General features: G+C 70.2%; 11 protein-coding genes. 7 read left to right on the top strand and 4 right to left on the bottom strand.

Features of this window, described 5'->3' with window-relative positions; genetic code table 11:
- The first annotated feature begins 41 nt into the window (after positions 1 to 41).
- The gene (locus E0H92_RS15755) at positions 42 to 1,430 is read left to right on the top strand and encodes an FAD-binding oxidoreductase (RefSeq protein WP_131496755.1); all 1,389 of its coding nucleotides are present in this window, start codon (positions 42 to 44) and stop codon (positions 1,428 to 1,430) included.
- On the opposite strand, the gene E0H92_RS15750 is transcribed toward E0H92_RS15755, so the two are convergent.
- The 3 genes from E0H92_RS15750 to E0H92_RS15740 are packed head-to-tail and all read right to left on the bottom strand — an operon-like array spanning position 1,394 to position 3,822.
- On the bottom strand, positions 1,394 to 2,611 hold the full coding sequence (locus tag E0H92_RS15750; RefSeq protein ID WP_131496754.1) for an RNA polymerase sigma factor: 1,218 nt from the start codon (positions 2,609 to 2,611) through the stop codon (positions 1,394 to 1,396). The two genes, E0H92_RS15755 and E0H92_RS15750, sit on opposite strands and share 37 nt — an antisense overlap.
- Positions 2,611 to 2,997 carry a YciI family protein gene (locus E0H92_RS15745; protein ID WP_131293281.1) on the bottom strand — a complete coding sequence of 129 codons (387 nt, stop codon included), beginning with the start codon at positions 2,995 to 2,997 and terminating at the stop codon, positions 2,611 to 2,613. The genes E0H92_RS15750 and E0H92_RS15745 overlap by 1 nt, the downstream gene beginning before the upstream one ends.
- 24 nt (positions 2,998 to 3,021) lie before the next feature.
- Positions 3,022 to 3,822 carry a hypothetical protein gene (locus E0H92_RS15740; RefSeq protein WP_131496753.1) on the bottom strand — a complete coding sequence of 267 codons (801 nt, stop codon included), beginning with the start codon at positions 3,820 to 3,822 and terminating at the stop codon, positions 3,022 to 3,024.
- A 106-nt stretch (positions 3,823 to 3,928) separates the two neighbouring features.
- Between E0H92_RS15740 and E0H92_RS15735 the strand changes: the two genes are divergently transcribed.
- Genes E0H92_RS15735 through E0H92_RS15725 form a run of 3 tightly spaced genes read left to right on the top strand, consistent with a single transcriptional unit; the run spans position 3,929 to position 5,953 of the window.
- Positions 3,929 to 4,705 carry a sulfite exporter TauE/SafE family protein gene (locus E0H92_RS15735; protein WP_131467900.1) on the top strand — a complete coding sequence of 259 codons (777 nt, stop codon included), beginning with the start codon at positions 3,929 to 3,931 and terminating at the stop codon, positions 4,703 to 4,705.
- Between the two features lie 42 nt (positions 4,706 to 4,747).
- On the top strand, positions 4,748 to 5,185 hold the full coding sequence (locus E0H92_RS15730) for a hypothetical protein (RefSeq protein WP_131496752.1): 438 nt from the start codon (positions 4,748 to 4,750) through the stop codon (positions 5,183 to 5,185).
- Between the two features lie 9 nt (positions 5,186 to 5,194).
- Entirely contained in the window at positions 5,195 to 5,953 is a 759-nt protein-coding gene (locus E0H92_RS15725) for a class I SAM-dependent methyltransferase (protein WP_131496751.1), read from the top strand.
- On the opposite strand, the gene E0H92_RS15720 is transcribed toward E0H92_RS15725, so the two are convergent.
- Complete coding sequence (locus tag E0H92_RS15720; RefSeq protein ID WP_202873656.1) at positions 5,937 to 7,049, bottom strand: cytochrome P450; 1,113 nt, start codon at positions 7,047 to 7,049, stop codon at positions 5,937 to 5,939. The genes E0H92_RS15725 and E0H92_RS15720 overlap by 17 nt on opposite strands.
- Positions 7,050 to 7,170: 121 nt before the next feature.
- Between E0H92_RS15720 and priA the strand changes: the two genes are divergently transcribed.
- The 3 genes from priA to E0H92_RS15705 are packed head-to-tail and all read left to right on the top strand — an operon-like array spanning position 7,171 to position 11,389.
- Complete coding sequence (priA, locus tag E0H92_RS15715; protein WP_131496749.1) at positions 7,171 to 7,908, top strand: bifunctional 1-(5-phosphoribosyl)-5-((5-phosphoribosylamino)methylideneamino)imidazole-4-carboxamide isomerase/phosphoribosylanthranilate isomerase PriA; 738 nt, start codon at positions 7,171 to 7,173, stop codon at positions 7,906 to 7,908.
- Positions 7,905 to 10,193 carry an HAD-IB family hydrolase gene (locus E0H92_RS15710; RefSeq protein WP_131496748.1) on the top strand — a complete coding sequence of 763 codons (2,289 nt, stop codon included), beginning with the start codon at positions 7,905 to 7,907 and terminating at the stop codon, positions 10,191 to 10,193. Before priA ends, E0H92_RS15710 begins: the two co-directional genes overlap by 4 nt.
- Positions 10,190 to 11,389, top strand: a complete 1,200-nt coding sequence (locus E0H92_RS15705; protein WP_131496747.1) for a zinc-dependent alcohol dehydrogenase — start codon at positions 10,190 to 10,192, stop codon at positions 11,387 to 11,389. The genes E0H92_RS15710 and E0H92_RS15705 overlap by 4 nt, the downstream gene beginning before the upstream one ends.
- Positions 11,390 to 11,433: the final 44 nt, after the last annotated feature.

Here is an 11,433-nt window from a genome sequence, read left to right as displayed (position 1 = left end):
TGTGACGCCTGAGGGGGCGTCCGGGAGTGAGGGAGTTGGCGATGACGGAATCGGTAGTGGCCCAGGGCGGGCTTGACGAGTTGCGTGCGGCTGTCGTGGGGGAGGTGCTCGCGGACGGGGACCCGGGCTACCCGGAGGCCGGGCGGGTGATGACGGCCGTGGGGCGGCCGCGGGTGGTGGTGCGGTGTGCGGGCGCGAACGATGTGGTGACGGCGTTGAAGTACGCCGAGACGCACGACCTCCCGATCGCGGTCCGCAGCGGTGGGCACCACTCGGCCGGGTTCGGCACGAACGACGGCGGCGTCGTGATCGACGTACGGCCGATGGACGAGGTCAGGGTGCTGCCGGACGACGTGGTGCGGATCGGTACCGGCGCCACCTGGGGGCGGGTCGCCGAGCGGCTCGGCAAGGTCGGTCTGGCGATCTCGTCCGGCGACACCGCGAGCGTCGGGGTCGGCGGGCTGATGGCGGGCGGCGGCATCGGCTGGATGGTCCGCAAGCACGGGCTGGCGATCGACAACGTGGTCTCCGCAGAGGTGGTCACCGCGGACGGTTCGGTACGCCGGGTCGACGCGGCCACGGAACCAGAGTTGTTCTGGGGCCTCCGCGGCGCCGCGGGCAGCCTCGGCGTGGTCACGTCGTACGACATCACCGCCGTACGGCAGCCGACGGTGCACTTCGGCACGCTGCTGTACCCGTGGATGCACGCGGCGCAGGTGCTCCAGGGCTGGGCGGAGTACATGACGACCGCGCCCGAGGAGCTCACGTCGTCGTTGCAGTTGGCGCCGACCATGATGGCCGACGGGCAGGTCCCGGTCGCGATCGCGGTGTGCGTCACCGGAGACGTCGCGACGCGTGACGCGGTCCTGGAGCCGCTGCGGCAGCTCGGGTCCTTGCTCACCGACAACGTGACCGAGGTCCCGTACGCCGACGTGTTCACCGCGATGGAGATGCCCGCGGACTGGCGGCCCCGGATCCGCAACGGCTTCTTCAACGAACTGCCGGCCGATCAGTTGCTCGCCGCGCGCCGGCGGATCCCGGGGATGGCGATGGAGATCCGGGCGCTCGGCGGTGCGTACGGCGCGATGCCGGCGGAGGCGACCGCGTTCGCGCACCGGGACGCGCTGTTCATGGTCAACTCGGTGCTGATGGGAACGCCCGAACAACAAGGCCCTCAGCAGCCCAAGGACTTCGACGGGCTGTGGAAGACGCTCAAGCCGAACGGCGCCTACCTGAACTTCCTGTCGAACCCGACCGACGCCGACCTGGACAGCTGCTTCCCGGAGCAGCACCGGACCAGGCTGGCCGCGCTGAAGCAGTCGGTCGATCCCGGGCACGTGTTCCGCGGACCGCTGAGCGTGCCGCCGCGCCCGGAGTGGACCGGCGGCCGCCGTCACCTGATGAGGTGGGCGATGCGGTCGCGGAGATAGTTCTGTTCGGCCGTGTTCCGGGTCCGCTCCAGTGCCGCGAGGTAGTTGGAGCGGGCCAGGTCCGCGCGGCCGGCGAGCTCGTGGAGATGGGCGAGGACGGACAGCCGGCGGTGGTGGTCGCCGAGGTACCGGTCGCCGGCGAGACCCTCGACGATCGCGATCCCGGCGTCCGGGCCCTCGGTCATCGCGACGGCGACCGCGGATCCGAGCGTCACCATCGGGCTCGGGTCGATCTTCTCGAGGATCCGGTAGAGCCCGGCGATCTGTTCCCAGTCGGTGGTCTCGACGGAGTCGGCCTCGCTGTGCACGGCCGCGATCGCCGCCTCCAGCTGGTACGGGCCGACGGCGCCGGAGCGCAACGTCTCCTCGACCAGGCGGGTGCCTTCGGCGATCTCCCCGGCGTACCAGCGGGAGCGGTCCTGCCGGTCGGCGGGGACGAGGTTGCCGCCCGGCCCGGTGCGTGCGTCGCGGCGGGCGTGCGTGAGGATCATCAACGCCAGCAGCCCGGTCACCTCACCCGGTCCGCTGACGGCCTGGTGGAGCAGTCGCGTGATCCGCAACGCTTCCTCGGCCAGATCCACACGCTGCAACGAGTCGCCGGCGCTGGCCGTGTGCCCCTCGTTGAAGATCAGGTAGAGCACTTGCAGTACGGCGCGCATCCGTACGTCGTACTCGTCGGCCGTCGGCAGCTCGAACCGGGCGTCCTTGAGTTGTCGCTTCGCGCGGCTGATGCGTTGCGCCACGGTGGTCTCGCTGACGAGCAGAGCGGCCGCGACCTCGGCCGTCGTCAGGCCGCCCACCGACCGCAACGTCAGCGCGATCTGCGACGCGGGCGTCAGTTCCGGGTGACAGCACAGCACCAGGAGCCGGACTGTGTCGTCGGCGTCCTCGTGGTAGTCCTCGGGGTCGTACTGATCGGCGGGCGCGCGCAGATAGTCGTTCAGCTCGCGCTGCCGGCGCGCGTTGTCCCGCCGCCAGCCGTCCATCATCCGCCGCGCCGCGACACTGATCAGCCACCCGATCGGCTGCTCCGGTACGCCGTTCGCGCGCCACTGCACGAACGCTTCGAGCAGAGCCTCCTGCACCGCGTCCTCGCACTGGTCGAACACGCCGTACCGCCGAACCAGCGCGGCCAGCGCACGCGGCGCCGCCGCCCGGATCGCAGCCTCGAGTTCACTCACTACTCGGCGAGCTCCGCCAGGAAGTCGTCCTGGTCGAGCCGGATCTCCCGCAGCTGGACGCGCCGGAACTGCGCCAGCGGGATCAGCGCCGCGATCTCCAGCGCCCGCTCCACCGACGCGCAGTTCAGCACCATCGCGCCGGCCAGGTACTCCTTCGTCTCCAGGAACGGCCGGTCGGAGATCACCGGCGTACCGGCGACCAGCTGGACGTCCTTCTCCTCGCCGGGCTCGTTGAGCCCGAGGACCGACACCAGCTCACCACTCTTCAGCAAATCGCGCGCGAGCGTCGCGACGTGCTCCCGCCCACCGGACATCTCCACCAGTTGATGTTCGGTGAATCCCTTGAGCGCCTCGAGGTTGTTGTGGATCAGCAGTAGAAACTTCACCCCGCCATTCTCCCGGACGAGGTGTCAGGGGCGCACCCAGACGGTCCACCGCTCCACGCGCAGGTAGCCCAGGCGTTGGTAGACGGGCTGGCCGTCGTCGGATGCGATCAGGACCGACGGCTGGTCCGGGTGCGCCGTGGTGGCTGCCCACGTGACGGCCGCGCCGGCGCCGCGGCCTCGGGCGGCGGGCATGACGGCGACGTTCTCGACGACGGTGAGGCCGGCCGCGCTGTGCGCTGTCGCGGTGGCCAGCGGTACGTCGCCGTCGTACCCGACCCAGACTGCCGAGCCGTCGAGGAAGGACGGCACGTAGACGGCGCCGGCCCGGAACGGCTGCAGCTCCGGCAGCGGATAGCCCTCGACCAGCACCCGCTCGGCGTCGGCCAGTCCGGCGGCGTCCGTGACCTGGCGGACTGTGAGATCGGTCGTCGGGGGCGTGGTCGTGATCTGCGGGAGCCGGAGCATCAGCGGCGGGTGCCCGGCGAGCGCGAGCCCGGACCCGCGGAGGTCGCCGGTCGGCCAGGCGCTGACGAACAGGTACGGCGCGTCGCCGGGCAGCTCCCGCGCGACCTCGGCGACGATCCCGGCCGGGTCGACGGGTTGTTTCGGCACGACCCAGTTCGTCAGCGCACCGCGCTCACCGAGGATCCCGCCGGCCCACGTGTCGCTCTCGTACCAGGGTTTGCCGGCCCGGCGGGCGGCATCGACCGCCCAGGACGCGTGCACGAGCACGGCCTGGCGGATCAGCGAATCGGCCGGCGCGAGGTCCGGCTCCCAGCCGGTGGCGAGGGTCTCACCCTCCGGCGGCAGGATCGAGGACGCCATGGCCTCACTGTCGCACCGCGAACGTGGTTTGTCTCTCACTCGCCGGTGTAAGGGTTGAGCCGTAATACGCCCTTACCGGATCATCGGGGCGTGAGGACTTGCCGCTGTGCCTGATGTTTCGTTGCTGACGTTGCTGTTCCTGGTGATCGCCGCCTTCGCGGCCGGCTGGATCGATGCGGTGGTCGGCGGTGGCGGGTTGCTGCAACTGCCCGCGATGCTGCTCGGACTGCCGAACGCGTCGCCGGCGCAGATCCTGTCCACCAACAAGATCTCGTCGTTGTTCGGTACCGCGACCAGTGCGGTCACGTTCGGTGTGAAGGTGCGTCCGGACCGTAAGACCGTGCTGCCGATGGCGATCCTGGCCGGGCTCGGAGCCGCCGCCGGCGCACTCGTGGCGACCAGGATCCCGATGTCGTGGTTCAAGCCGATCGTGCTCGTATTGCTCGTCGCGGTCGCGATCTACACCGCAATGAAGCCGTCCCTCGGTGCCCGAACCGCGCTGCGGTTCGACGGTCGCGACCACTACCTCGCGGCCAGCGGCGTCGGCGTACTGATCGGGTTCTACGACGGCGCAGTCGGACCGGGGACGGGGTCGTTCCTGATCTTCGCGCTGGTCGGTCTGCTCGGGTACAACTTCCTGCAGGCGAGCGCGAAGGCGAAGATCGCCAACGTGGCCACGAATCTGGGCGCGATCGCGGTGTTCGCGCTCAGCGGCGCCCCGCTGTGGAGGCTCGGTCTGATCATGGGGGCCGCCAACATGCTCGGCGGTCTGCTGGGTGCCCGGACGGCGGTCGCGCGCGGCAGCAAGTTCGTACGGGTGATCTTCCTGGTCGTGGTCTCGGCGCTGATCCTGCGCCTCGCGTACGACGTCTTCTTCGCCTGAGCCTGCCTCGGTACCGTAGGCGGTGGGGGAAGTGGGGGGACCATGCAACGGGACAACGTCGCTCTGTGGTCGTTCATCGGGTTGGTCGCGTTCGGGCTGGCGGCCGTGCTCGCGGCGAGCCGTCGCCGCGGTGGGGCGTGGGTGAATCCTTCGAACGCCGACGGCCCGCTCTGGGTGCCGGCCGCCCCGGCGGCCGTGCTGCTCGCGTTGTCGACGCCGCTGGTGATCTGGGCCGGCTTCACGACGATGTACGACCTGGCGTACTCGGACCCGTGGTTCGACGCGCCCGGCTTCCTGCTCCAACCGATCCCGGGCCTGCTGGTCGGCATCGCGGCGGTTCGGTGCGCGCATGCGGTCCGCAAGGAAGCACGTGGCCGCACCATTGCGCGGTCCACGACCATCCTGGCGTACGCGGCCGCAGTCCTAGCAGTGCTAGCGGCGCTCCTGTCTCTCGCTGTCATGCTCGGCCAAGACGGATAACCTCTGACCATGGTCGACTACAACGGTCGGATGGGCAGTGTGTACGTCGCGGGCCGGGGCATCTCGCCCGCTGAGGTAGAGCGTTGGACCAGCGCGTTCGCGACGTACCTCCCGGAGCGGCGTCCGTTGGACGTCCTCGATCTGGGCAGCGGGACGGGCCGGCTCACGCCGGGTCTGGCCGCGCGGTTCCAGGGGCAGGTGTACGGCGTGGAGCCGTCGGACGTGATGCGTACGGCAGCGGAGCAGGCCCCGCATCCGGGCGTGACGTACCTGAAGGGCGCGGCCGAGGACATTCCGTTGCCTGAGGCATCGGTTGACGCGGTGCTGATGTTCCTGTCGTTCCATCACTTCCCGGACCCGTTGCAGGGACTCCGTGAGGTACGCCGGGTGCTGCGGCCCGGGGGAGTGGCGTTGCTGCGCACCCAGTTCACGGACCTGATGCCGGACCTGTTCTGGTACGAGTACTTCCCGTCCGCGCGGGAGGTCGACGCCGCGATGTACATCTCGCTGTCGGATGCGCGGGTGCTCGCGGTCGAGGCCGGGCTGACGCCGGCCGATGACGTCGTCGAGATCACCGCCGAAGAGCCACGCACGCTGGGGGAGCGGTACGAGCGGCTCAGGCATCGCGCGCTGTCGACGTTCGAGCACCTGCCGGCGGACGAGATCGAGGCCGGGTTCGCCAGGTTCGCCGCGGACGCGGAGCGGGACCCGGATCGGGCGATGCCGGTCTACCCCGCGACGACGCTCGTCCTCACGCGTCCCAGCTGACCCGCAACGCCGACGGCTTCCGGAAGACCAGGCCGCGCGGCGGAGGCGAGTCCGCGGCCAGCCGGAGACCGGGGAGTTTCAGGATCGCTTCCAGTGCGACGAGCGTTTCGAGGCGGGTCAGGTGCATGCCGAGACAGATGTGCGGTCCGCTGGCGAAGGCGAGGTGGCGACGGGCGTTGGCCCGCCGTACGTCGAAATCGTCCGGCGACTCGAACACCTCGGGATCGCGACCCGCGCCCGCGAGTGACACGGTGACCATGTCGCCGCGACGGATCGGCCGGCCCGCGAGTTCGATGTCGCGGGTCGCGTAGCGGTCGACGACGGCCGCGGCCGGTTCGAGGCGGAGCGACTCCTCCATCGCGTTCGGCAGCAGCGACGGGTCGGCCAGCACCAGATCGAGCTGGTCGCGATGCGTCAGGAGGTGCCAGAGTGCGTTGGTGATCATGCCCTCGGTGGTCTCGATCCCGCCGAACATCAGGACGGCGGCGTTCGCGACGACCTCGTCCACACCGAGCCCCGCGTGCGCGGCCGCGGCGACCAGGGAGTCCGAGGAGTCGATGCCTGCGGCAACATGTTTGTGGAGCTCGGCGAAGGCGGCCGCACCCTCGACGGTCACCGGACGCCCGGCCGAGACACCGGACACGGACTCGGAGATTGCCGTGTACCACTCGAGCACCGTCGACGCCGACGCCGGCGGAAGCCCGAGCGAGAGCGCGACGACCGCCACGGACAACGGCCCCGCCAGCCCCGTGCGGAGATCAGCAGGTTGTTCGAGAGCAGCCATCAGTCCGTCGACGGTTTGCTGGACCGGATCGGTGAAGCGGCGGCGGGTCTCGGCCAGGCCGAACGGTGACTCGAAGGGATCGCGATGCGCCTTGTGCGGGTTCCCGTCCAGGGACAGCATCGACGGGCCGACCACCTGCGCGGTGGAGAACCGCGGATCGTCGACCGTGAACGTCTCGGGGTCGCGCAGCACGGTGATCGCGAGCGCGCGCGAGCTGACGACCCAGCTGTTCAGCGCCTCCACCCACCCGATCGGCCGGAGCGCCGCGAGCGCGGGATGCGGGTCGGTTTCGAGCTCTTCGACAGTCGCCACCCGGCCAGCATAACTATGGGACCAGTAGATATACTGGTATTGCTGAGACAGATCGGAATTAAACGACTCAGGAGCCGTCCGGGTTACGGATCTCTCAGCAACGCCCTCTAGGGTGTGGGCCATGTCAGAGAACCTGGTGCTGCTGCCTGCCGTCGATGTGGCGGACGGGCAGGCGGTCCGTCTGGTGCAGGGCGAGGCCGGCAGCGAGACGTCGTACGGCGATCCGCTGGCGGCAGCGATGGCGTGGCAGGACGCCGGGGCGGAGTGGATCCACCTGGTCGACCTCGACGCCGCGTTCGGTCGCGGCAGCAACCGTGAACTGCTCGCCGAGGTGACCGGCAAGCTCGACGTCCAGGTCGAACTGTCCGGCGGCATCCGCGACGACGACTCCCTCGAAGCCGCGCTGGCCACCGGCGCGCGCCGGGTGAACATCGGCACCGCCGCGCTCGAGGACCCGGAGTGGTGCGACCGGATCATCCAGCAGTACGGCGACCGCGTCGCGATCGGGCTCGACGTCCGCGGCCGCACGCTGGCCGCCCGCGGCTGGACCAAGGAAGGCGGCGACCTGTACGAGGTGCTCGCCCGGCTGGAGACCGCCGGCTGCGAGCGCTACGTGGTCACCGACGTCACCAAGGACGGCATGCTCCAGGGCCCGAACCTGGACCTGTACCGCGACCTGTGCGCACGCACCGACAAGCCGGTCGTCGCGTCTGGCGGCGTCTCGAGCCTCGACGACCTGCGCGCACTCAGCACGCTGGTCGCGGACGGCGTCGAAGGCGTCATCGTCGGCAAGGCGCTGTACGCCGGCGCGTTCACCCTGACCGAGGCACTCGAGCTCACGCGTGGAGGCGACAAGTGAGTCTGGCCGAAAAGCTCAAGGACAAGAAGGTCCTGGTCACCGGCGTCACCGGCTTCGTCGGTGAGGCGCTGCTGCACCGGATCATCGGCGAGCTCCCCGGCACCACCGTGGCCGCGATCATCCGCCCGAAGGGCTCGCTGACCGGCGCCGACCGGATGGCGCAACTGCTCCGCAAGGACATCTTCAAGCCGTTCTACGGCGAGGGCACGGAGTACGCCGACGCCGAGGCACTGTCCGCGGCCCGGATCCATGTCATCGACGGCGACCTGGCCGACGTACCGGAACTGCCGAAGGATCTCGACATCGTCGTGCACTGCGCCGGCGACGTCAGCTTCGACCCGCCGATCCACGAGGCGTTCACGACCAACGTCCTCGGCACCAAGAGCCTGCTGGAGCGGATCGTCGAGACCGGGCAGCCGGTCCACTACGTGCACATCTCCACCGCCTACACCGCCGGCCGCCGGCGCGGCGCGATCCCCGAGGCCCCGGTCGACCACTTCGTCGACTGGCGGACCGAGGCCGAGGCCGGGATGGCGATGAAGTCCCGGATCGAGGAGCAGTCCCGGTCCGCGCCGATGCTGGCCAAGTTCCGCAAGGAGGCCGAGAAGCTGCACCGGCGCGCCGGTCACCTGACCGCCGCGGCGGACACCGAGCGGCGGCGTACCGAATGGGTCGCGAAGCGGCTCGTCGAGACCGGCACCGAGCGCGCCCGCAGCCTCGGCTGGACCGACTGCTACACGTTCACCAAGGCGCTCGGCGAGCGCGTCGTCGAGGAGTTCTCGGGCAAGCTGCCGACCTCGATCGTCCGGCCGGCCATCATCGAGTCCGCGGTGCAGAGCCCGCACCCGGGCTGGATCGAGGGCTTCAAGATGGCCGAGCCGCTGATCCTGGCCTACGGCCGCGGCGAGCTGCCCGAGTTCCCGGCGTCGCCGGACTCGGTGATCGAGATCATCCCGGTCGACCACGTCGTCGGCGCGATCTGCGCGGTGATGGCGACCGAGCCCGAGCTGAGCAAGCCGGAGTACTACCACATCGGGTCCGGCGCCCGGAACCCGCTGACGTTCGAGCAGCTGTACGCCGGCGTCCGCGCGTACTTCTCCAAGCACCCGTTCGACCTCGGCGAGCGCGGCGCCGTACGGCTCCCGGTCTGGAAGTTCCCCGGCGGCGACTCGGTCGAGACGATGCTCAGGTACGGCGAGCGCGCGCACAAGATCGCCGACAAGATCATCACCACCATCCCGCGCGGTGAGCGGACCCGGAAGTACGCCCGCGAGCTCGACGTCCAGAAGCGCCGCCTCGACTTCCTGCGCCGCTACATGGACCTGTACTCCGAGTACGCGCAGGCAGAGCTGCAGTTCATCGACGACAACGTGCTTGCGCTGCACAACGCGCTCGAAGGCGACGACAAGGAGAAGTTCGCCTGCGACACCGCTGTCGTCGACTGGCAGTACTACCTGCAGGAGCTGCACTGCCCGAGCGTCACCGAGTCGATGCGCCGGCTCGACGTCGTCCGCAAGAAGCGGAACAAGGCGCTCGCCGAGTCCGCCGGCGTCCTGAAGAAGGTCGAGCCGAGCGAGGCGAAGGTGGTCGCCGCGTTCGACATGGACGGCACGCTGCTGTCGTCGAACGTGATCGAGACCTACCTGTGGATGCGGCTGCCCGAGCTGGACGGCCCGCAGCGCGCCAACGAGATCGGCGCGATGCTGCGCAAGCTCCCGAAGCTGATCGCCGCCGAGCGCAAGGACCGCGGCACGTTCCTCCGCACGATCTACCGCCGGTACGCCGGCGCGGATCTGGAGGAGCTGAACCAGATCGTCGACGAGATCCTCGCCGAGCACGTGCTGGAACGTTTGAGCGGCGCCGCCGTACGGCGGATTCGCGAGCACCGCGCCGCCGGGCACAAGACGATCCTGATCACCGGCGCCGTCCGGCCGCTGACCCGTCCGCTGGAGCCGCTGTTCGACGAGATCGTCGCCGCCGAGCTGGCCGTCGACGACCGCGGTCGCTGCACCGGATTCCTGTCCGGCCCGCCGCTCGTCGGTGAATCGCGCGCCGCGTGGCTCAAGCACCACGCGCGGCAGACCAACATCGACCTGTCCAAGTCGTACGCCTACGCCGACAGCCACTCGGACCTCCCGATGCTGTCGGTGGTCGGCAACCCGGTCGCGGTCTCGCCGGACGTGTCGCTGTTCCGGGCCGCCCGGGCCGCGCGCTGGCAGATCGTCGACTGGAAGACCTCCTCTACTCCGTCCCGTCTGGAGCTCCCTGGGGTGAACGCCCGATGATGCTCGCTCTCGAGATGTACCGGTCGCCGGCGAAGTACCTGGCGGCCAAGGCGGTCGGCGGCCGCATCCCCGGCATCCTGACCGGACCGGCCGCGCCGCTGCGCCTCGTCACCATCAACGAGCCGAAGGCCGAGCGGGAGGGCTGGGCGCGGATCCGGCCGATCCTGTCCGGTATCTGCGGCTCGGACCTCGGCATGGTCACCGGCGCCACGAAGCTGTACTTCTCCGCGATCGTGTCGATGCCGTTCGTCCCCGGCCACGAGATCGTCGGCGAACTGCTCGACGACTGCGAAGACCTGCCCAAGGGCACCCGCGTTGTCATGGACAGCGTCCTGACCTGCGCGGCCCGCGGCGTCGAGCCGTGCGAGGGCTGCGTGACCGGCAACACCAACCGCTGCGACCGGATCACGGTCGGCCATGTCGCGCCGGGTCTGCAGACCGGGTTCTGCCGGGACACCGGCGGCGGCTGGGGCAACCTGATGGTCGCGCACCGCAGCCAGCTGTACGCCGTACCGGACGGGATGTCCGACGAGCGCGCCGTACTGGTCGAGCCGCTGGCGGGCGCAGTGCACGCCGCCCTGCGCGCCAAGGTCCAGCCTGGACAGTCCGTGCTCGTCAGCGGCGCCGGCGCGGTCGGGCTGTTCGCGACACTCGCGCTGCGCGAGCTGACGCAAGCCGGGCGGATCACCGTGGTCGCCAAGCACGCGAAGCAGCGGGAACTGGCCCGCGCGTTCGGCGCGAGCGACGTCGTGGCGCCCGACGAGGTGTTCCGCGGCGTCCGGCGGGCGACCGGAGCGTTCCGGCTGAAGCAGGACTTCAGCGGCGGCGAGTTCCTTCTCGGCGGCGTCGACGTTGCCGTCGACGCGGTCGGCAGCAAGGACTCCATCGACACCGTGCTGCGCGTCACCAAGGCCGGCGGCCGCGTCGTACTGTCCGGGATGCCGGCCAGTGGCGCCGACCTGTCGCCGGTGTGGTTCCGCGAACTCGAAGTCACCGGCACGTACGCCTCCGCGCGGGAAGAGCCCAACGGCCGCCCCGCGTTCGAGACCGCGCTGGAACTCGCCGGCCGCGCCCCGCTCGACGGGATCGTCGGCGCCCGCTACCCGTTGTACCGCTGGCGCGAAGCGCTCGACCATGCGCACTCCGCCGGCCGACTGGGAACAGTCAAGGTTGCTTTCGATGTGAGGGCCTCATGAGGGCCGTGACTATGCCAGTAACAGGGCAGTACGTACGACGAGAG

The sequence above is a fragment of the Kribbella speibonae genome (assembly GCF_004331375.1).
GTDB lineage: Bacteria > Actinomycetota > Actinomycetes > Propionibacteriales > Kribbellaceae > Kribbella > Kribbella sindirgiensis.
This window is presented reverse-complemented; position numbering and strand designations above follow the sequence as displayed.